The 20,641-nt window shown below is 44.2% G+C and carries 16 protein-coding genes; 6 read left to right on the top strand and 10 right to left on the bottom strand.

The window, feature by feature from the left end; all coding sequences use genetic code 11:
• Nucleotides 1–7: 7 nt before the first annotated feature.
• Complete coding sequence (locus AC5O63_RS01970) at nt 8–151, bottom strand: hypothetical protein (protein ID WP_239824299.1); 144 nt, start codon at nt 149–151, stop codon at nt 8–10.
• Between the two features lie 411 nt (nt 152–562).
• Between AC5O63_RS01970 and AC5O63_RS01965 the strand changes: the two genes are divergently transcribed.
• The 3 genes from AC5O63_RS01965 to AC5O63_RS01955 all read left to right on the top strand — a co-directional run bounded on the left by AC5O63_RS01965 (nt 563) and on the right by AC5O63_RS01955 (nt 3,682).
• Nucleotides 563–1,561: an ABC transporter substrate-binding protein gene (locus AC5O63_RS01965; protein ID WP_494503715.1), complete on the top strand. Its 999-nt coding sequence runs from the start codon at nt 563–565 to the stop codon at nt 1,559–1,561.
• A 3-nt stretch (nt 1,562–1,564) separates the two neighbouring features.
• Nucleotides 1,565–2,935, top strand: coding sequence for a diguanylate cyclase domain-containing protein (locus AC5O63_RS01960; RefSeq protein ID WP_494503714.1), 1,371 nt, complete (start codon nt 1,565–1,567; stop codon nt 2,933–2,935).
• A gap of 138 nt (nt 2,936–3,073) precedes the next feature.
• Nucleotides 3,074–3,682 carry a YitT family protein gene (locus AC5O63_RS01955; RefSeq protein ID WP_004748620.1) on the top strand — a complete coding sequence of 203 codons (609 nt, stop codon included), beginning with the start codon at nt 3,074–3,076 and terminating at the stop codon, nt 3,680–3,682.
• A 51-nt stretch (nt 3,683–3,733) separates the two neighbouring features.
• On the opposite strand, the gene AC5O63_RS01950 is transcribed toward AC5O63_RS01955, so the two are convergent.
• Both AC5O63_RS01950 and AC5O63_RS01945 read right to left on the bottom strand, forming a co-directional pair.
• Nucleotides 3,734–4,240 (bottom strand): flavodoxin family protein, encoded by a 507-nt coding sequence (locus tag AC5O63_RS01950; protein ID WP_494503713.1) that lies wholly within the window; start codon nt 4,238–4,240, stop codon nt 3,734–3,736.
• 95 nt (nt 4,241–4,335) lie between these two features.
• Nucleotides 4,336–4,809 (bottom strand): HAD family hydrolase, encoded by a 474-nt coding sequence (locus AC5O63_RS01945; RefSeq protein ID WP_494503712.1) that lies wholly within the window; start codon nt 4,807–4,809, stop codon nt 4,336–4,338.
• 320 nt (nt 4,810–5,129) lie between these two features.
• Here AC5O63_RS01945 and AC5O63_RS01940 point away from each other — a divergent pair, with 320 nt between their 5' ends.
• Nucleotides 5,130–6,275, top strand: a complete 1,146-nt coding sequence (locus AC5O63_RS01940) for an efflux RND transporter periplasmic adaptor subunit (protein WP_494503711.1) — start codon at nt 5,130–5,132, stop codon at nt 6,273–6,275.
• Between the two features lie 9 nt (nt 6,276–6,284).
• On the top strand, nt 6,285–9,410 hold the full coding sequence (locus tag AC5O63_RS01935; RefSeq protein WP_494503710.1) for an efflux RND transporter permease subunit: 3,126 nt from the start codon (nt 6,285–6,287) through the stop codon (nt 9,408–9,410).
• A 38-nt stretch (nt 9,411–9,448) separates the two neighbouring features.
• On the opposite strand, the gene AC5O63_RS01930 is transcribed toward AC5O63_RS01935, so the two are convergent.
• Genes AC5O63_RS01930 through AC5O63_RS01920 form a run of 3 tightly spaced genes read right to left on the bottom strand, consistent with a single transcriptional unit; the run spans nt 9,449 to nt 14,543 of the window.
• Nucleotides 9,449–12,550, bottom strand: coding sequence for an efflux RND transporter permease subunit (locus tag AC5O63_RS01930; protein WP_494503709.1), 3,102 nt, complete (start codon nt 12,548–12,550; stop codon nt 9,449–9,451).
• On the bottom strand, nt 12,547–13,863 hold the full coding sequence (locus tag AC5O63_RS01925; protein WP_494504556.1) for an efflux RND transporter periplasmic adaptor subunit: 1,317 nt from the start codon (nt 13,861–13,863) through the stop codon (nt 12,547–12,549). The genes AC5O63_RS01930 and AC5O63_RS01925 overlap by 4 nt, the downstream gene beginning before the upstream one ends.
• Nucleotides 13,863–14,543 (bottom strand): TetR/AcrR family transcriptional regulator, encoded by a 681-nt coding sequence (locus tag AC5O63_RS01920; RefSeq protein WP_494504555.1) that lies wholly within the window; start codon nt 14,541–14,543, stop codon nt 13,863–13,865. Before AC5O63_RS01920 ends, AC5O63_RS01925 begins: the two co-directional genes overlap by 1 nt.
• Before the next feature lie 409 nt (nt 14,544–14,952).
• Here AC5O63_RS01920 and AC5O63_RS01915 point away from each other — a divergent pair, with 409 nt between their 5' ends.
• Nucleotides 14,953–15,348, top strand: a complete 396-nt coding sequence (locus tag AC5O63_RS01915) for a DUF6559 family protein (RefSeq protein ID WP_171320836.1) — start codon at nt 14,953–14,955, stop codon at nt 15,346–15,348.
• A 55-nt stretch (nt 15,349–15,403) separates the two neighbouring features.
• Here AC5O63_RS01915 and AC5O63_RS01910 read toward each other — a convergent pair whose 3' ends face one another.
• From AC5O63_RS01910 to AC5O63_RS01895, 4 genes are all read right to left on the bottom strand, one after another.
• Nucleotides 15,404–17,680, bottom strand: coding sequence for a glycoside hydrolase (locus AC5O63_RS01910; protein ID WP_494503708.1), 2,277 nt, complete (start codon nt 17,678–17,680; stop codon nt 15,404–15,406).
• Between the two features lie 62 nt (nt 17,681–17,742).
• A complete protein-coding gene (locus tag AC5O63_RS01905; protein WP_494503707.1) occupies nt 17,743–18,582 on the bottom strand; it encodes a DUF2861 family protein in 840 nt (279 codons plus the stop codon).
• Nucleotides 18,579–19,226, bottom strand: coding sequence for a response regulator transcription factor (locus tag AC5O63_RS01900; RefSeq protein ID WP_494503706.1), 648 nt, complete (start codon nt 19,224–19,226; stop codon nt 18,579–18,581). Before AC5O63_RS01900 ends, AC5O63_RS01905 begins: the two co-directional genes overlap by 4 nt.
• Nucleotides 19,223–20,599, bottom strand: a complete 1,377-nt coding sequence (locus AC5O63_RS01895; protein ID WP_494503705.1) for an ATP-binding protein — start codon at nt 20,597–20,599, stop codon at nt 19,223–19,225. Before AC5O63_RS01895 ends, AC5O63_RS01900 begins: the two co-directional genes overlap by 4 nt.
• Nucleotides 20,600–20,641 lie beyond the last annotated feature (42 nt).

Here is a 20,641-nt window from a genome sequence, read left to right as displayed (position 1 = left end):
GAGCTAACTAACCTTGAATGCCGCGTGTAGCAGTTGTAAAGGTAATCACCTCAAAGAGTGATGAAACGTCTTGAGGCTTAACTTGTTCTGTCACATTTGAAATAGGTGCAACATTAAACAGTGTTAAAACGGCAAGAGTGATGATTTTCATACTTGTATACTCCTACGCATCATATTCATCAGTTCGGTAAATTTGGAGTAATTGTGTTTCAATACTCAACTTATGCTTGCATTGTAGTTTCATGATTGGATTGATATGTCAGGTTAATGTCAATTGTAATCATATATGGAATGCTTTGATGGTATTTCATTACAAATGGTGAATCATTATCGTATGAATTACTCAAATTGATGATGGAAGAAGTAAGCTAACCTCAGCACTTAAACTGTGAAAGGTGTGTGGTTTCATCGGTGGTAGTCTCAAGTAATTGTGATCTATAGCAAGTTTTGGTAGGGAATATTGCTGATATTTAGGTAAATATGAGCTTTCAGTGCCATTTTTTACAATCATAGTCTAGATTTATATGTGCTAGGTTTCTTATAAGGGCTGGGTGTATCTAGAATGCCGGTTTTCAAAAGTAAAAAATTGGCGCTTGGTGTATCTGTGTTAGTGCTATGCACTGTGGTTGCGGGCGTAATTATTGGGATGAAGGTAGATAAAAAGACCTCGTCTTCTCACATTAAAATTGGGGTGTCTTTAACACCTTCCTCTTCGCCATTTCTCATCGCTGAGCAGCTTGGCTTGTTCAAGCATTTTGGGCTTGACGCCACACTCTTCCCTTGCTCTAGTGGAGCGGCGTGTACTCAACTGATGCTGGATCAAAGTGTTGATTATGCCATCGCTTCGGAATCGGTCGTGATGTTTCAAAGTTTTGAACGAGACGATCTCACTCTGCTTGCGAGCTTTGTTGAATCTGATAACGACCTCAAACTTCTCACGCTTACCCCCGTTAATATACGCAGCGTTGCCGACCTAGATGGTAAGCGGGTTGGAATTGTAAAAGGCACCGCCAGTGAGTTTTACTTTGATTCTGTGCTTATCAGTAATAGTGCTCAGGAGATCGAAGTAGAAAAAATCTACCTACAGCCTCATGAGCTTGTGCCTGCACTTCTTTCTTACCGTGTTGAAGCAATATCTGCGTGGGAGCCGATGGGATTTGAAGCCAATTTATTGTCCGTGTCTGAAGTCTCCAACTTAGGTACAAAAGGCGTATATCAGCTTTCCTTTAACCTTATTACACGGTCCCCATATCTCGAATTCGTTGGAGATGAGCCAGTTCGATTACTTCGAGCACTTGATATGGCTAACGAGTGGATTAACTCCAACCCAGACAAAGCGCTAAGTATCATTTCACAAAGATTAGATATACCGCTTAACCAAATCGAATGGTCTTGGGATGATTATTTGTTTCGTTTATCTCTGGGTAACTCGCTACTTTCTAACCTTCAGCTTCAATCTCGCTGGGCAATTGAAAATGGCTTTGTTGAGGATGCACCACCTGACTTTCGTCAAATTTTATATTCCTATCCATACCAACAAGCCGTGGCGTTAAGGGATTAAGCAATGTTGGACTCACTGTTTAAAAAGATGTTTATCTTATCGACAACCACCATGATTCTAACTTTGTTTATTGTGGTCTCTTTCTTCAAGATTAATGAACAGCAAAAGGTCACCAAGGTCGAGCTAGATCAAATCATCGACTTACAGCTATGTGTCGATTTGCTAAGAAGCCAATTGTGGGTGTTTAAGCAGTTCGGTGATGGTTCTAGTCTTAACCAAGTAGAAGTGGCGCAAGCGGAGCTTTCAACCAAACTCACCGCCTACAAAGGGAGTAATATCCAACTCGATAATCTTCAGCGGATGAACCACAGCTTGCATACACTTTTGATTAGAGAGAAGCAGCTTTACTTTGTTGGGGCTGAGAGCAATGCAGATGATGCTGCTTCTATTCTCAATGCGAGGAACCTTCTCCATTCTCGCTACAACATGATTGTGCAAAACATGACGGAGGAATTGGCATACGTTCACCGATTAGTGGTTAAGAGGAATGCTTCTTCGCTAGAAAACGTCATGTCGACTGCGGCGGCATGGTTGATTCTATGTTCGATTTTGGTGAGTGTCACGGCATGGTTAATCCTGTTCCGCTTTAAATCAGGGGCTGAAGCGATGAAAGCAGCGATTCTGAACCTAGCGCAAGGTCGATTAGATACCAAAGTCGAAGCGGTCAAAATGGACAGCGAGTTCCGTGTGATCGCGAATTTCTTTAACCAGATGACGGTCTCTTTGTGTCACTCGACAGTAACCAAGCAAGAGCTTGAAGAAGAGATCATTCGACAAACCAAACAGCTCAAGCATAAGCAAGAACAACTGCTGTTTTTATCAGAGCATGATCCACTCACGAATTTAATGAATAGAAGAGCTTTCGACAAACAGCTTGAACAGTCAATTGTTAGGGCCAAGCGAACCGGACATAAGTTTGCACTGCTGTTTATCGACTTAGATGACTTTAAAAACGTCAATGACAATTATGGTCACGATGCAGGTGATTATGTGCTAGTGAAAATTGCCGAGCGTCTGTCGGAATGCGTTCGCGAGTCTGACATAGTAGGTAGGTTGGGGGGCGATGAGTTTGTGGTTTGCCTCGATTTGCTAAAAGATCTGGAAGGTGTTCCTGGGAAAATCGCTCATATAGGGGAAGTGATTAAATCGCCGATCGTTTTTGCTGGGCATTCATTGAGTGTGGGTTCGAGCATTGGGATCGCCTGTTTCCCAGAGCAGGGGACAACCAAAGATGAGCTAATCTGTATCGCCGATAAAGCCATGTATGTTCAGAAAGAATGTAAGGATCAAGCGCAGGCTGAGCAAGAAGAAAAATCGGATTCGAAAAAGACGCAAAACGTCGTAAAGCTATTTGCGCAAAGTAATAAACAATAGCTCAGTGTAAAATAGGATTAACACCTTCAAAACATGTGATTTGTCACTAATTCTAGACTTCTTTATCAATAATCGACATTTTATGCAGGTTTGATTCACGCCTCTTTTGTGAATCGTAAAGGGATAGGAAGTCTAAGAATGGATAAAGAACATAGTATGCGCGAGAACTTGCTCGCCTTGATTCTCGGTAGTGCCTTAGTATCTTTGGGTGTTATCTTTTTCAATAAAGTCGGTTTGTTAACTGGTGGTACAGCTGGTTTAGCGATCTTTTTAACTAAAGTTAGTGACTTTAGCTTTGGTCAGGTGTTCTTCGCACTAAACTTACCGTTTTATCTCCTCTCAATCACTCGCATGGGCTGGCGCTTTACACTCAATACTTTTATTGCAGTAACGATAGTTTCATTCGCCGTTGACCATTTGCATCATGTGATTGAAATTGCGCGTATCGACCCATTTTATGCCGCCTTACTTGGTGGTGGCATGATAGGCATTGGCATGCTAGTCATATTTCGCCATAAAATGAGTCTCGGTGGCTTCAATATTCTTGCGCTGTTCTTACAAGAGCGATTTGGGATTCGTGCTGGAAAAGTACAGATGGCGCTCGACTGTTCTATTGTTGTGATGTCGCTGTTTATTGTCGATATCTCATTGATTCTACTCTCAGTCGTGGGAGCAATTGCAACCAACTTGATACTGGCAATGAACCACAAGCCAGGGCGGTATCAACCTCAGGCAACCACGGTTTAAAGTTGCCAATCAACGAAATGGGCTTGGCAACTCGCTAAGCCTTTTTATTTTCTACCTATTGTTCAACGCTTGGTTAAACAGCGAAACCTCTTTGGAATCTATTGAGTATCCGCTATTACAGGCAGCGTGTAGCGTTGCCGCGTATTCAATATTAAAGTAGCGAAAAAGTCCTTCAAAGAAGCTGTGAAAAGTCGGGCAGATCGCCTGTTTACCTGAACTGGTGAGAACAAAACCACGTTTAGATTCTAATGCTCTCGCTTTAGGTTTTAGCTCTGCAACATCTAACAGCTCGGTCATTCTATCAATCAGCGCCTTCATAGGGGCGGTTACTGAGTACCAGTAGATGGGTGACGCAAACACAATATTGTCTGATTCAAGCATCTTTTCAACAAGCGGATAAAAATCATCGTCTGGATAGCGGTTTTCGTAACGATAGGGTGTGATAGTGAGCATATCAATATCGACAACCTCTACAGTATGGTCTGCTGCTATGTGTTCAATTGTCTTGGCAGTATTGCCTTGTTTGTTCGCGCTAGAGAAGAGTACTAATGTCTTCATTTATAAGTCCTTTTCATTGTCATCGAGATTCGATGAAAGGACTATAAAACCTCAACCATAGTTGAGGTAAAGCACTTATTACTTTTTACTTATCACTAGTTAGCTGCTAACAATTTTGATAGACGCGAAACACTGTTAATGCCTTCTGGCACTTGAGTGCGTTGAGGGTTGTAATAAATCGCCTGCAAACCAGCTTCAAGCGCTGGGTAAATATCCTTATCTAAGTTGTCTCCAACCATAGTGACTTGTGAAGCACTGTCTCCGAGAGATTCGAGTATTGCTTGGTAAAACTCAGGGCTGTTTTTCTCAAGAGCTAAGTTCGCTTTACAGAAATAGCCATTGATGTACGGCTCTAACCCGACACGTTCAAACGCTTGCTGAATTTCAGACTCGGTAGATTCTTGCGCACTGGTTGCAACGTAAATGGTGTGGTTTTTACTCAGTGCTTTAAGTGTTTCTTCCGCTTCTTCAACGGCTTCGACTTGAGGCCAAAGATACATTTTTCCCTTTTGCTCAGCGAAGTCGACCATGAGGGTGTCCCCCCAATCGAACAGATAGACATGGCTCATCCTAAGCCTCCTATTAGATTAATTGGTTTATCAAAATTCATTCTAACTTTACTAAGGTAAATTTCACCATTAATTGCTTATATTTACCATGTGAATAATACTTGTTCGAATGCCACCTACTTAAGTTATTGTTTTATAATGATATCCATGTTGGTATTTGATTTGCTCATACAGGTGACATTATAAAAATGAATGAGAATTTAAGTTAGGTATCATTTGTTTTTATAAAATTTGTAGGCTAGCTGGATAGTTTCGAATTAATTGGTGTCGAAGCACTATCCGCACGTATAAATAACGATAATAGAAAACAAGGATTTCTGATGACGACTAAGCCGTTACGTTGGTTGCTACCTTTTATCATCTTAGGTGGTGCTTATGCTGGTTATTCAACAATAGCCTCTAGTGCGCCTGAAACTCTAGAAATTAAACCTCCCAAGGCACCTCCTATCGTGAAAGTCTCGAAGGTCTCGTCGAGCGATCACAAAGTGGTGATTACTAGCCACGGAGAGCTTCAACCTGTTGAAGTCACTCAGCTTTCCGCTCAAGTGTCCGGTGAAGTGGTTAGTTGGCACCCTAATTTTGTTGTCGGTGGAATTGTTAAGCGCGGCGAAGTCCTGTTTCGTATCGAGAGTGATAACTATCAAGCGGCTGTGCTCCAAGCTGAGGCGCAATTAGCGAGTGCTAGAGCGGCGTTAATCGAAGAGAAAGCAAAAGCTGAAGTAGCAAAGCGTCAGGCTAAAAATCTACGGCAGAAACAGGTGACAGATCTGTACTTACGCAAACCTCAGCTACTTAGTGCTGATGCGCAGGTGAAGTCGGCTTTAGCTGCGCTTAAACGTGCAAATCGCGATCTTGAAAACTGCAAGGTGGTCGCTCCCTATGATGCGTTAGTGGTGGCGAAAGATATTGGTGTGGGGCAATTCATCTCAGCGGGTGCTCACGTTGCGACGCTTAACAATGTGGAAGCAGGAGAAATTCACATTCCTATCGCAGGGTTCGACAGTGCGTTCTTACCACAAGATTACGCAGGTATCCCGGCACAAATCATCCAGCGAGGCATCAATAACATTCGCCGTGAAGGCAAGATTGACCGCGATTTAGGGATAGTGGATAGCAGCACTCGAATGATAAACATGGTCGTCAGGGTTGATAACCCCTATGCAATTGATAGTGAACAAGCACCAATGAAGTTTGGCTCTTATGTCGAGGTTCAATTTGCAGGTAAAGAGTTAAAACATATCTACCGCCTTCCACAAGAGCTGGTCAACAATCAACAGGTATGGGTTGTGAATGAACAGAATCAACTTGAGCCACGCGTGGTCAACGTCTTACGGGCAGAAAAAGAGTTCATGCTGATCAATCAAGGCTTAAGCGATGATGATCAAATCGTATTGACTGTGCCTGAGTATCCGCAAAAAGGGCTGCAAGTCGAAGTCGCGGTTCAAGACAGTTCATCGGATAGGTAGAGGCGAGTCATGGAAGAGAACAAACAGAAAGGTTTGATCGCCTATTTTGCCAATAACTCTGTCGCGGCAAACTTACTCATGGCCTTCATATTGATCATTGGTACGGTCAGCTTCTTCTTTATCCAGCGTCAGATGTTCCCAAATATTGAAGTGAACTACATCAATGTCAGTGCTCAATATCCGGGAGCTTCACCGCAAGAGATTGAAGAAAGCATCCTGATCAAGTTAGAAGAGTCGCTCAAAGATGTTACGGGCATTAAAAAAGCCGTGTCGAGTGCTTATCGAGGCAGTGGCAACATTGAGCTAGAAATCGGTGTCGATGAAGATATTGATGCTGTGCTTGATAAAGTGAAACAGAAGGTCGATTCGACTTCTAACTTCCCAGACGCAATGGAGCCGATTCAAGTTTATCAATATGAATGGCGACAAGATGTTATTGAGATGGCGTTAGTTGGTGATAGAACCCTGCTTGAACTTAAGCCTATTGCCAAACAAATAGAAGATGAGCTTCTTCAGCTGAATAATGTTGCTCTGGTAGAACTCGGTGCTCCGGAATATGAAATTGCTGTCGAAATAGAGCCTAGAGTTTTACAAAAGTACAGCCTGACACTCAATGATGTCAGCAATGCAATCAAGCGATATTCAGCGAACTACTCTGCTGGTGAAGTGAGAACCAATGCGGGAATGATCTCGGTTCGAATAGAGAACCAGTATTACAAAGGCGAAGAGTTCAGAGCCATTCCAGTCAAGATTGGCGCAAATGGCGGTAAAGTGTTGTTGCAAGATATCGCAACGATCAAAGATGGATTTACGGAAGATGATCGATACTTCCGTTACTCTGGCCAAAACGCAATGTATCTCTCGGTTAAAGCAACCAAAGACCAAAATATGGTGACCGTTGCTGAGTCCGTCAAAGCTTACATCGAGCAGAAAAACCAAACTTTGCCGTCTGACTTAAAAATCAAAACACTGGTCGATATGACCTATTACCTTAACGCTCGCCTCGATATGATGCTCAAGAACCTATTGCAAGGTGCAGTCTTGGTTGCACTCATGCTAAGTCTTTTCTTGCGCGTTAAGCTTGCCATGTGGGTGATGATAGGGCTTCCGGTGTGTTTCTTGGGCGCAGTGATGATGATGCCTGCCATTGGCGTGAGTATTAACATCATTTCTTTGTTCGCATTTATCATGGTGCTCGGTATTGTCGTTGATGATGCTATCGTCATAGGGGAGAGCGCCTACAGCGAAATTGAAAAAAGTGGAGGCGGTGTTGAAAACGTGGTTCGTGGCGTAAAACGTGTCGCGACGCCAGCAACGTTTGGTGTGCTTACGACTATGGCCGTGTTTGCGCCATTTTTAATGTCAAAAGGTATAGAAAGTGCGTTCTTCTTTGGTATCGCTTCCATCGTGATTCTTTGTCTGTTCTTTAGTTTGATTGAGTCTAAGCTGATTTTGCCCTCGCACTTGGCACACTCTAAGTTTAAGCCGATCAAAAAAGGCAGTTGGCGAGATAGATTCAACACGCGTTTTTTTGGTTTTATCAATGGACCTTATAAAAGGTTTGTAAAGTGGTGTACCCACTGGCGATGGAGTGTGTTTGCCACCTTTGTTGGCGTGTTAGCGATCACAGTCGCTATGGTCATGGCAAGTTACGTCAGAATCGTACCATCACCGAAAGTGCCTCATGACTTTCCAAGCATTAAGTTGGTCATGAATGACAATGTTTCCAGTGAGCAAACCATTGAGGCGTTGAAGTTAATTGAGTCGACAGTTTTGACTATTGATCAAGAGATAGAACAAGAAACGGGTCAGAAGATGATTCGTGACATTCTTACGTTCAGTCAGGGGAGAAAAGAAGGCCGACTTGTTATTCCGCTTGTCGATGAAGAACTCAGACCGTTTAATACTTTTGAGCTTGCAAGGCGCTGGCGGGAGCGTATGCCAAGTATTCCGGGGCTGAAAATGCTTAACGTGTCCGATAACGTCAATGACGACGAAAAGGGCGATGAATTCGGTTTCCTACTCTATGGTTCTGATATCGAGAGTCTGAACTCGGCGGGGCGTGAATTAATCCTCAACTTGCAACAACAGAAAGGCTTGTTTGATATCTCGTCGTCCATCGATTCTGGCAGTCAGGAAGTATTACTTTCGCTCGCACCTGTGGCATACGATTTAGGGTTAGATCTGTTTGATATTGCGACACAAGTGGGTGGCAGTTTCTATGGTGGTGAAGCACAGCGAGTCTTACGCGATGGAGAAGAAATCAAAGTCATGGTTCGCTATCCGCAGTTAACCCGTGAGGCTTTCTCTTCATTACGTTATGCAGTGATCACCACGCCAGAAGGCAAGAAAGTCATGCTAGGCGATGTGGTTGAGATTAACCAGAAACCCGGTGTCAGCAGTATTCGACGTGAAGGGGGCTATCGAAGTGTGTATGTCTATGGTTCGATTGATGAAGAACTTGTCGAACCGAACCAGATCGTCGAGCAAATCAATACCGAGGTTATCCCTGATATTCTGGCTGCTTACCCAGGCGTTAAAAGCGAATTGGGCGGAACAATCGAAGAGCAGCAAGCTCAACAAGACGAGCAAATCATCTTCTTTATCGCCGGTATGATTATTGTTTACATACTGCTAGCCGTTCCGCTGAAGAGTTACACTCAGCCATTAATCATCATGTCGGTGATTCCATTTAGTCTAACAGGTGCAATATGGGGCCACTATTGGTTTGGTTTAGATCTCAGCATGATGTCGACATTCGGTCTTATTGCGGCGGCAGGTGTTGTGGTTAACGACTCTTTGGTTATGACGGATTACGTCAACCAATTAAGAGCGCGCGGTGTCGCAATTAAAGAGGCGGTCATCGAAGCAGGGTGTGCTCGTTTCCGAGCGATTACGCTGACTTCAATCACTACCTTTGTTGGGGTACTGCCGATCATGTTTGAAACAAGTCTGCAGGCGAAGTTTGTTATCCCAATGGCAGTAGCACTTGGCTTTGCGGTGCTGTTTGCTACCTTGCTAACCCTGATACTAGTACCGTGTTTGTATCTCATGCTAGAGGACATCAAAGGGATATTTGCAAGATTAAAGGGGCTGATAACGCGAAAGAGAAGCCAAGCTGAAATCTTGTCTTAATGTAAGAAGCGGGTCGAAGTGACCCGCTTTTTTTGTACCTATATTTCTTCGTGCTTATGAACCAATCCAAAATCTGCGAGGACGGCATAGGCTGCCGGAATCATAAACAGCACGAGTAAGGTTGAAGCGAAGATACCAAAGACAATCGAGATAACCAACGGCTGAATAACCTGAGCCTGCAAGCTAGTTTCCGTCAATAGCGGGAGCAAACCCGCAGCGGTTGTCATCGAGGTCAGGAAGACGGCTCTAAAGCGTTCTCTGCTCGCTTTAACCACAGAATCATGAACACTATCGCCTTCATCAACGTGATGGCGTATGTACTGAACGAGTAGAATAGAGTCGTTGACTACGATACCCGCCAAAGAGACAAAGCCCATTATACTTGGCATACTGAGTGAGTGTCCCAGAAGAATATGCCCCCAAACCACACCTATAAACGCCAGCGGTATAGCTAACATAACAACGACAGGTTCTAGGTAGCTACGGAACTGATAACTCAATATTGCGAATACTCCGAACAGACCAAGTAGGAAGCCTTTACCCATTGATGCGCCTGTTTCAGCGGCATCTTTTGCTTCCCCTTCAAAGTCGAAACGTAACCCCGGATACTTGGCTGTTAATTTAGGGGCTTCATCGCGTTGGAACTGAGCAATGATTGCGGTTGAGTTCGCTTTGGTATTGTCAACGTCACCAAACACGCTAATGGTTCTTAAACCGTCGATACGCTGAATTCGCACATAGTTACGCTGGAAGTCTAGTGTTGCGATGGTTGCAAGCGGAATTTGGCTGCCATCAGACATAATGATCGGGAAGTTAGCCAGTTGCTGGAGATCGCCTGCTTGCACTTTGTCTAAACGCACTTCGATAGAGATGTTTTCAACGCCCACCTGAATCTCATCTGCGGTTTGTCCAAAGAAGGCTGCGCGAAGTTGATTGGCGATCAGTTGTCCATTGATACCATAGGTTTCTGCACCCGGACGAAGCTTGACGAGTACTTCTTCTTTACCCATACGCATATCATCGAGCACACCGTGTACACCATCAAACTCATTCAGGTACTGCTGAATATCAATCGAAGCGGCTTTCAATGCATCGAGGTCGTCGTGTTTAGCTCGTATCTCAATCGCTCGTCCGCCCGGTCCCATTGTCGGCTGCTTGAAGACCAGAGAAATAGGGTCAGCTAGTTCACCGATGTCTTGTCGCCAAGCCGCAATAAAGTCATCAATAATAGTGTTACGGCTTTCTGCACCGAGTAAATCGAGTCTTACCGTCGCAATATGAGGGCCTGATTCGTTGGCATCGGCATTCGCATTAAACTGACTGGTAATGTGTTGAATGAGAGGTACACCGTTTTCGACTTTCTCTGTCCATTCCTTATCTAGCTTTTGCGCAGACGCAACAATTCTATCCACTACCGCTTCGGTTTGAGCCAAAGATGAGCCAGGAGGAAGAATGATACGAGCTTCTGCTATGTCTCCGTCTAACTCCGGGAAGGGTTGGAACTTAAGTAGTCCGCCTGCAATTGTCGCGACCGAGACAAGAAGCAGCGCAACCACACCACCTAAGAAGGCATATCGAAACTCAACAACTTTCTCTACAGCGTTTACTAGAGTGGTATTTCTAAAGTTTTCAAATCCATCGAGCAGTTTTTTCTTAAACTTCGCTGGTGGCTTCTCTTTTTTCTCTTTATGTAGAGAGTGAGAGAGGTGATTCGGTAGAATTAGGAAGGCTTCGACCAGGCTCAGTGTTAATACCAGAATTAACACTTGAGGCACGGCTTTAAGCACGGCGCCCATTTCACCTTGCAAGAATAATAGACTACCGAAGATGCAGACTGTGGTTAAGAAAGAAGAGATAACGCCCGGGAGCACTTTCTTCACGCCTTTGATCACCGCGTTGTCGACGTCTTCACCTCGGTCCAAGTGTGCCGCGATTGACTCCGCAATAACGATGGCATCATCCATCATAATACCGATTGCCATCAGTAGACCGACTAAAGACATGATATTGATGGAAAGACCTAGCTGCGCCATCAAAAACAAGCCACCAAGGAAAGCGACAGGCAAGCCCGCAGCAACCCAGAAAGAGTAGCGCAAACTAAAGAATAGCCACATAGTCGCGAAGACAAGAATGATACCCTGCCAACCATTACTGACCATCATGGTTAAGCGATCCCAGAGTACAGAAGAGAGATCGTTGGTCAGCTCTAACTTGACACCTTCAGGCGCGATAGCTTGTTGCTCTTCGACAAATTGCGCCACACGCTCTTTAATCCGTAACGCATCATCCTCTTTGTTCTTACTGACTTTAAGCAGGGCGGAAGGGTGACCATCGAACAAGACCTTCTGCTCATCGAGCTCAAAGCGATCTGTGATGGTCGCAATATCCTTAAGGCGAATGAGCGAGCCGTTTGGACCAGAGCCAACGACAATACTTTCCAGTTGCTGCGGTGTAATGCGCCTTTCATCAAAGCGGATCAAAAAGTTTTTGTCTGGCGTCTCAACATTACCGCTCGGTAGCTTGATGTTCTGGCGGCCTATTTGCGTTGCAATATCACCAACACTTAAACCTAACTGACGCATTGCTTGAGAGTCTAACTCGACGCGAAACTGGTGATCAGAAAAACCAGCCACATCGACAAGAGATACGTCATAGTCAAGTTTTAACGTTCGTTTAAGCTGTTCTGCATAGGCTTTAAGTTCAGGCCATGTGGTATCGGCAGTGATGGCTACATCTACTACAGGTTCGTTCCAATCGAGTTCTTGAACAACTGGAGACTCGATTTCTTGTGGGAAGTCATTGATGGAGTTGATCTGCGTTTGAACATCAACCAGCATACGACCGATGTCTGCTTTCTCGTTCAGTTTAAGGATCAGTCTGGCAGAGCCCTCAATCGCCTCACACTGGGTCTCTTCGATGTTGGCAAGACCATCAACCGCATCTTCCATTCGAACACAGATGCTTTCTTCCACTTCTTGTGGCGAAGCACCCGGGTAAACGACGCCCGCCATGATGTAGGGAGGATCAAACTCAGGGAAGGTTTCCCTTTTGATGTTGGGCAGCGATGTAATACCCAAAACGAGCAAACCGAGCATCAGCAAGTTGGCTGCTGTTGGGTGTTTAGCGAAGAATCGAATCATTGAGCTGACTCCTCTTTAGTCACCGTTGCCCCTTTAAGCAGCATGCCGTTGATAGCAGGGAGTAGGTCATTGAGGATTAGCTTGTCACCTTGGCTCAGGTCACCATCAATAATGACTTGATTGTCGCGACGGTAAAGGACAGTGACAGGTTTGATAGTAAGCTTATTCGTTTCATCCATTAGGTAAATTTTGTCGCCATGAAGTGCGCGCTCAGGAATCACCCAGCTTGGGTTTGCTTGACCTTCAATAAATGCACGAACAAACATCCCATTCACGAGTGGAGGTACACTGTTAGGGTTTAGATTGCGGTAGTCTTGCTTAATCTCCAAGATTACCCCAGCAGTCGCTTGGTTGGGGTCGACGGTTTCACTGATTCGACTTACTTTTGCTGGCCAAGTTGCTTTCATATTACCGCTGCTCAGTTCAATACTGGCATTGATAAAGGTCATGTCTGGTTGAGGGATACCAGACTCATCACGATTGAATTCACCTAAGCTTGACGCAAGGGTGTGCATATCATGAATTGAAAGTTGGGCTTCTACTTCCATCACATCCATGCCATGCGCAGTGACCATAGTTTGCTGTAGGTTGACCACCTGATTTTGTTCGATATCAACGGCGGCAATGCGCAAGTCGTAAGGCAGCTTGATAATGGTTTTTTCTAACGAACGGTGTGCCTCTTCGACCTTAGAAGTGTTTACTTTAACTAAAGCTTCAGCAACGCGTTTTTCATCGGGCATCAAACCGATTTGGTTTTCAATATCGAGAACTAGTTTTCGTTGCGACAACGCACTTTGTTCTTGCTGGTCAACATCAGATTGCGAAGTGAGCCCTTTTTTTCGCAGGTTCTGTTTACGTTGTAGCTCTTTGTTTGAGATAACCAGACGATTGCTTTCAATTTTGAGTGTCTGTTTAAGGTTATCTTCTTCTTGGTAAAGTTTAGCTAAAGAGGTTTGAGCAGATTTGAGGTCAGCTTGGGCTTGTACCAGTTTCAACTCGTAATCGAGTGGGTCTATACGCAAAATTTCAGTCCCAGCTTGAAGCACTTGCCCTTTCTCTAGCCTTGGGTGGCGATAAACGACTTTACCCGTCACTTCTGCTATCGCTTTCCATTCGATTTTTGGCGCAACTTTACCAAAACCGATCGCTTTAGGTGCCATTGCGCGCAACTCTAGAGGTGTCGTTTCTACCAATCGCGCTCGGTCACCCGCGGGTTTAACCGGTAGATCGGGTTTCATTTTTACAGCTAACACTAAGGCGATGACACCAACGGCTAGCGCTGGAAAAAACAGTAGTTTCTTATTTATTTTCATCATTGTTGTTCCTGCTGGTCGTTGGAGGTAAGGAATCCGTGTGTCATTAGTTTGATATTGTGCTCAAACAGTTGGTTGAGAAACTCTTCATTCAGCTCAATCCCGTGAACGGCAAGTAGGGCTGGGGGAGCAATAAAAGGAAAGACCATCAAGCTAATATAAGAGACTTTACATAGCTTGGGGTCTGCATCTGGCCTAAGCACCTTGCTATCTACAAGCTTTTCAAACATCACCATTTGCATTGGCTGGCTGATGTCGAAAAAGACCTTTTCTAGTAATTTCCTTTGTGTATCAGAGGCGTCCATATGCATAACTTGAGCAACTAAGCGGGGAAACTGAGGCACTTTGATCATTTCGCGATAATAGGTTCGCATGATATCAAGAAAATTCTTTTGTGAGCTGTCTTTAACAAGAATGTCCATCTGCTGTTTCATTGGCGCGAGGGTTTCTCGCAACATAGTTTCGAACAGACCTTCTTTGTTGCCAAAGTAGTAGCGGATCATTGCTACGTTTACGCCCGCTCGATTGGCAACAAGGCGCGTTGAAACCTTGTCATAAGGCATAACTGTAAAGAGTTCGCGTGCGTGATGAATCAAATTTTGCCGAGCGTCAATGCTGTCACTGGGACGACCCGCTTTTCTCGTTGTCGTTGCCACGCTTTTTACCTCAAAATTAAACATTCGATTAATTATAGAGTGCATGCTAAGTATTCGATATGACTTAAATTAATCAATATTTAAACAAGTGATTAATTAGTGGGCTTGTTGAGATAAGTAAAAATAGCGGACAGAAAAATGCCCGCATAGCAGCTACTAAGCGGGCGAAAAGTCAAAAATAGTTGTTGTATATTTGGAAGTTGTTGGTTCTATATCCATATCTGAGCTGTTATGAAGAATCTGTGGTTATTAGCAGTTCTTTATATCAGTGTAACCAATGCTGCTTAAGTTAACACTTTTGTCATGAACTGATAATTATTAAAAGTGCAAAGATAATTTTCACTTATGAAATGTACGGGCTACAGCTAGAAAGCCCCCTTTTTGAAGTGATCTTCGTGCTATAGTGTTGGCAAATCAAGTAGTACAGGTGTTGATGGCTATGCCTATTTTCAGAACCTTTTTTAAGCGCAGAGCGCTGCGGAAAATGATTGCTCAGATGACCCCCGCTTTAATTAAGGGGTATGGGTCACGAGACTTTTACTCTGCTGGTCAAGTTTTACAGGCAGCAATTTCCGTTGGGACTTCCAAACGTTACTTTCACTATAACCTTGCGTTGTTTTCTAATGAGCTCACTAGCGAGCAAAGTGACAAGTTTGAACTTAGCCAATCTCAGTTAGACGCTTTACGCAAAGAACTAAGCCTTAAAATCTTCGCTGGAGCGGAATATACGGCGATGGATGTACTCAAGCTAGCGAGCCCTTCTTCTTGGAAAGGCGGAAGCATAGAAGACAGCATGGCGAATCACTATGGAATGAATAGCCGGTACTAAGCAGTAAGCTGACCGAAAAAGAATTAATACAGTGGTATTAATCCTTTTTTCGTTATTACTTCAGTTCTAAAGGCTTCCACCTCATCGTTTTATTGCCTCCGAGCAAAGCCAATATAGACTGTGGTTCAAGCTTGAACTTGTATAGTTCAACTTCTTTGTCTGAGAAGTTAGCTATTATCTTACTGCCATCAGAAAAGGTCGTTTGCTGTACCTTGCCATCTTCCGTTAACCACTCAAAACGGTTTAACTGCTTATCCCAAAGCGCCTGATGTAGAGGCTTAAAACCTGATTGGTAGTGTTTAAGCTGCACTAATCTCTTGCTGTTTGGTGACAAAACTTCGTCTCTACTGAGATGAACCATTGATGGAACATTGTAAAGCATAGCTGTTAGGTCACGCTCGATTTTAACATCGCTGAATTTTAGGCTATCAGAGTGCCAATGGTGGCTGTTAATCACTTCATCGTGAAAGACGGCTTGGTAGAGCGGAATGCGATATTGAGGCGCAAAAAGTATTGTTTTATAGGGCTCTTTAACTTTTGCTGGCTTAAAAAAGAAATCTGGCTTGTGATCTGGATACCAACGACCTAGGTAGTAGGGTGAGCTGGCATCGCGTTTCATCTCTTTATCGCTCCAGCCAAACCCAATCGTTTCTAAACCATGGGCAAAAGCAATGCCCGAGGTGGTGAGTGCGTTGCCATCCTCTGATCCGAGTACGACGTTGTTCTTAGCGACTATTGACTGCATTCGCGAGTTAAACCCAAGTAACATATCAGGTTCACTTGTCTTTAAGTTGTAGTCTTCACGCGCCATAGCAGTGGCATCGACATCAATGAACAAACTATCAAACTGACCAAATCGAATAATGTCTGAAATTCGTTTGCTTACGTAATCTGTTTCACAAAGTGGGTTGAGGTAATAGCCGTTACCACGAAAGCCCTTTTTCTTTGAACCATCTGCCAGTTCGATAGCGCATGTGTTGCGAACTTGGTCAGGGAGTTGCGCAGTAAGCCATCCATCATTGAGCCCAATGGGTATTGCAGTATTGTATGAATCATAAGTACCGACCAAATAGCCGGCTTGCTTGGCTCGTTGAATGACTTCTGGTTGGTAGAAGGCTGGCATCCAGTTATCAAAACCGAGCCATAAGTGGGTTAAACCTGACGCTTTGAGGTTTTTTACCATATCGGTTGAGATAGCTTGTCCCCATCGCTGTGGATCAATGAGGTATTGTCCAGCGTGAATGCTTAGCCACTGTTTCTTTTGCTGAGCGGCTTTAAATTGCGCTTCAATGGCATTGTCGACCATAGTTGGGGCTGGGGCGTTAAACTTTGTATTAAGGGCGAGGTTGATAGAGTCTACCAGCAACTGTTTGTGATAGTGACTCAGCCAATCCTTGCCTTTGACCAGACCTTGCAACTCTTTTCTGGCTGACTTTTCTATCGCAAGCTGAGCGCGCTTAAACAGCCACGAGTGTAAACCCCACCAATCAGTGACGTCTTGAACACTAATTCCATCAGAACCAAATAGATACACTTGGCTAGCGCCAACAAGCTTTTCGATGTTTGGGTTAGCTTGCTTTTTCTCGGCCAGAGTAGAGCTAAGGCCATTAATGATTCGCCACTGGCGATACTGCTTTGCTCCACTTAACCAATCATCACCAATGCTAACGGAGACAGTGAAAGGCTGTTTAGAATTGAGGGAGGTAAATTGATGCGTAGCTCTCATATCGAGTTTGTCAGCGACTTGGTGAAAAGATAGCGAGTTATTGGTTGCTGCTACCATGTGCCAGCTAATGTATTGAGAGCCCTGCTTAGCTGTCCAAAAAGGCATTTTTAGGTCTTGAGTGGTGTTAGAACCATCACGGCTCTTAGATAGGTATTTGATCCAATCAGGGCTTGAGGTTGGAACCCGCATGCCTTCACTAAAAGGTAAATAGAGCTCCTGTGCATCTTCTTCCGCTAGGTTATACCAACTCAGGGTAATAGGTTGGTCTCTTATCACGGTTTGATTTTCAGCAAGGCGGAAAGACAAGCTCAGAGTTGACGATAATTTTGCATCTACTCTGATGTTGCTCGGCTTTAAAATCCATTGAAAGTGGGTGTTAGAAAGCTGCTCTAGCTTTACGGCCTGCTGACTGACACCATCAATTTGCAGACCTGCTTGGTTGACCGATTGATTGTTCCACTTTATCGCCAGTGAGTTCGGTTCGATGTTCACTGATTGCGAGTCAGTTATGAGTGAGATGCTGTCAACTGATGTAGCCAGTGAAGCAGGTGATAACAATAGGCTAGCTATGGTTGATAGGATTAAGGTGGTTGGTTTATAAGGCATATTTTACGTCGTGTTGTTTTCAATATGCCTATTACACATTAGCGGGTGTTTAAATTTGTCACCTATTTGTCTCTATTAGAGAAGGGCAACGAGATTCGATGAATATACTCAACTTTTACTCCAGGCTGGTACTCAAAAATCAGTGTGGAGGCACTTAAGTGGCGAGCATTGGGTGGGGGTTGCAGTTGCTCTAGAGTTATCTTCTTGCTCGTCACTTCTAGTGCTTTTTTGTTCTTTACTTGATTGTACTCGGAATCAAACCATTGGAGATTCACAACCGGTTTCGCACAGCCGTTATTGAGTTGAGGAAGGCTCGCTTGAATCTGAGAACTATCCATTGTTGAACGATTAAGCCAGTGGTTGCTATCGTAACGAGAAACAACAATAGGCAACTCGTTGCGAGTGTATTTTAAATAGTAGACTCCCGCCTCAGGAGAAGTAATGAGTTCGTTGGTTTCCCATTCCTGATAGTTCTTGTGAGGCTCAATCTCTCCAGACAATAGAGATATTCCTTGCGGGGTGACGAGCGAGAAATGACCACCTTGTTGTGTTTCTTCTGTCGATACCTTGATTTGGTAGCCGCTGCTAGAGAAACCGCTACGACTGATAAAAGAGAGTGTTAACCGAGGAGGCATCGCAGACAAACTTGTTTCAAGCTGATGACCGCAGTTTGATTGTGCCAATATGGCTTCTTTAACGGGTTGCCAATGTATGGGCTCAATTTGATTCTGACTCAGTGCTAGAGTGAGTTCTTGCCATGCTCGTCTCGGCTGCTTTTCGAGTAGAGCCTCCATGGTCGATTGCATTGGCGTATTGCGAAGCCACGAAGCGTCGTTTGCTGAACAAAAAGGAGTAACGAAAGCAATCAGCAGTGGTGTCACTATCCAAGTCTTATAACTCATGAGTTTTCCACCAATCGATATCCTACACCGCGATGTGTTTCTATCTCTAAACACGGTAAGGTATTACGTAGCTTTAAGATATGGTTGTCTACGGTTCGGGTTGTGGGAAAGGCTTGGTAACCCCAGACCTTATTGAGTAGCTCTTCACGATGGAAAACGCGACCTTGATTTTGTACTAAGAGAACGAGAAGTTGAAACTCCTTCGGTTTCAGGGCGACTGGTTTATCTTGGTCGAGCACCTGTCGCATAGATACATCAATAGAAAGGGTTTTGTAAGCGATCGTACTTGAGCCCAGAGGACGAAGTTGGGTAACGATGCGGGCTAAGAGTTCTTCTTGTGCAAAGGGCTTAGTCATATAGTCTTTCGCACCACACATTAACCCTTCAACGCGTTGCTCAACCTCGATTTTGGCTGTTAGCACAATGACAGGCAGTGCTTTAGTTTGTAACCAAGTGGGTAAGTGATTAAGGCTATCGCCATCTTGAAGTTGGCGATCTAAAATCACGAGATCGGCACTAAACCAATGTTTTCCAGCCTCTTTAGCGTTGGTAACCCAAGTACAATGATACCCATTGGATTGTAAGAAGGCTTGGACTCCTTGACCGAGTAGTTGATCATCTTCAACTAGCAGGATTGAATTCATAGAGGCAGCTCCAAAGTAATACGTGTTGGGTTGGTGCTGATGATGACTTTTCCACCGAGGTGTGACATCAGGTGGCGAACCAAACTCAGACCGATGCCCATATTGCTGTCTTGATTGGTGTTTTGCTTCATTCTCATACGATTCCAATAGGAAGGAAATTGCCCAGCATCGGTAACGGTAATACAGAGCCTCTCATCAACAGAAACATGGATTTTGATCGGAGCCTTACCATGTTGTTTGGCATTCATTATCAGGTTGTTCAAACAGATGGTAAGCCAGTAGAAGGGAAGCGTGAGTTGTTTGTCTTCATCCAAATAGAATTCAACGCCCTGTCCAGAGCAAGTATGTTCTAACCATTCACTCAAATAGGCTTCTTGATTGGCAATGTTGTAGCTTTCTTTTGAACTCAAGTACCCCTTGCTGGCTTCAGTGAGTTGCGCTAGGCGTTGGTAGTCTTCCAATAAACGCCACATAGCCTGTTGTGAGTTATCATTCAGCGAATCAAACTCTTGGCGAAACAGGTCGACTGTCATGCCTAGGCTCGCAATGGGAGTACGTAGTTCATGCGTCAGTAGCTGTAAGATAAAACGTTTGTTGCGATTTTGCTGACGTTTTAGATAAAGAGTGCGAGCTAATAATAAAGCCAATACTAAAGAGAAGATGGAAGCGAGTATCGCTGCAATATATCCATTGGATTGAGCTTTAGCGATACACAAGTTGCTGTAGCGAAAGTCACACTGATTGCCATTAATCGTGATCGCAAACTGCTGTGCAACAGGCTGCCAATCTTTGTTTGGAATCTTTTTCCAACCTTGTTCTCCATTTAGCCATAGCGCATCGGGTTCTAGCCAAGCTCGGTAACCTTTCAGTAGTGCGTCTCTTCCAGAATCTGAAATCTGATTAAATACACTTCGTAGTGGATGTGATGGATTGTCACCGGATAACCAAAGCACCAGTTGGTCGTTTACTGGCTTGTTGCTTTCGAAGTAGCGATCGACAAAAGTGCCTCCAGCTGGGTGGCGTTTCGGGTTTTCCTCAAACCACGAGTCAGGGAGCGCTTTCTCGTTGCAAACATACAGCTCAAACTCAACCGCGCTTTCCAGAGTTGGATTATAAGCAGAAGGCGTCTGACACTGTTGTTTGATCGTTGAAAGCACCTCAATGTCTGCCCACGAAAACTGGCGAAAATCAGGATATTGACTCTCTGATATCAGTAGGTCACTTGGATAACGCGACAGCTCTTCTTGCGACAGAGTCAATTGAGCATTGGACCAACTACTTTGATAAAACTGCTGCCATGTTTGCTGCAAAGATGCCTCAGCATCGCAAGCAAACAAGACGAAGAAGAAAGTAGCGTATATGCGTAGGGGCATTAAAAACCATTAACCAAATGAAGGGGCTCCCACAAATGTTAG

Source organism: Vibrio sp. SCP2 (genome assembly GCF_059295395.1).
Note: the sequence above shows the minus strand (reverse complement) of the source record. Positions and strands in the feature narration are given on the sequence as shown.

What these genes read in the sequence shown, in the direction of transcription:
- AC5O63_RS01970 (WP_239824299.1), bottom strand. Translation starts at nt 151, where the DNA reads ATGAAAATCATCACTCTTGCCGTTTTAACACTGTTTAATGTTGCACCT.
- AC5O63_RS01965 (WP_494503715.1), top strand. Translation starts at nt 563, where the DNA reads ATGCCGGTTTTCAAAAGTAAAAAATTGGCGCTTGGTGTATCTGTGTTA.
- AC5O63_RS01960 (WP_494503714.1), top strand. Translation starts at nt 1,565, where the DNA reads ATGTTGGACTCACTGTTTAAAAAGATGTTTATCTTATCGACAACCACC.
- AC5O63_RS01955 (WP_004748620.1), top strand. Translation starts at nt 3,074, where the DNA reads ATGGATAAAGAACATAGTATGCGCGAGAACTTGCTCGCCTTGATTCTC.
- AC5O63_RS01950 (WP_494503713.1), bottom strand. Translation starts at nt 4,240, where the DNA reads ATGAAGACATTAGTACTCTTCTCTAGCGCGAACAAACAAGGCAATACT.
- AC5O63_RS01945 (WP_494503712.1), bottom strand. Translation starts at nt 4,809, where the DNA reads ATGAGCCATGTCTATCTGTTCGATTGGGGGGACACCCTCATGGTCGAC.
- AC5O63_RS01940 (WP_494503711.1), top strand. Translation starts at nt 5,130, where the DNA reads ATGACGACTAAGCCGTTACGTTGGTTGCTACCTTTTATCATCTTAGGT.
- AC5O63_RS01935 (WP_494503710.1), top strand. Translation starts at nt 6,285, where the DNA reads ATGGAAGAGAACAAACAGAAAGGTTTGATCGCCTATTTTGCCAATAAC.
- AC5O63_RS01930 (WP_494503709.1), bottom strand. Translation starts at nt 12,550, where the DNA reads ATGATTCGATTCTTCGCTAAACACCCAACAGCAGCCAACTTGCTGATG.
- AC5O63_RS01925 (WP_494504556.1), bottom strand. Translation starts at nt 13,863, where the DNA reads ATGAAAATAAATAAGAAACTACTGTTTTTTCCAGCGCTAGCCGTTGGT.
- AC5O63_RS01920 (WP_494504555.1), bottom strand. Translation starts at nt 14,543, where the DNA reads ATGTTTAATTTTGAGGTAAAAAGCGTGGCAACGACAACGAGAAAAGCG.
- AC5O63_RS01915 (WP_171320836.1), top strand. Translation starts at nt 14,953, where the DNA reads ATGGCTATGCCTATTTTCAGAACCTTTTTTAAGCGCAGAGCGCTGCGG.
- AC5O63_RS01910 (WP_494503708.1), bottom strand. Translation starts at nt 17,680, where the DNA reads ATGCCTTATAAACCAACCACCTTAATCCTATCAACCATAGCTAGCCTA.
- AC5O63_RS01905 (WP_494503707.1), bottom strand. Translation starts at nt 18,582, where the DNA reads ATGAGTTATAAGACTTGGATAGTGACACCACTGCTGATTGCTTTCGTT.
- AC5O63_RS01900 (WP_494503706.1), bottom strand. Translation starts at nt 19,226, where the DNA reads ATGAATTCAATCCTGCTAGTTGAAGATGATCAACTACTCGGTCAAGGA.
- AC5O63_RS01895 (WP_494503705.1), bottom strand. Translation starts at nt 20,599, where the DNA reads ATGCCCCTACGCATATACGCTACTTTCTTCTTCGTCTTGTTTGCTTGC.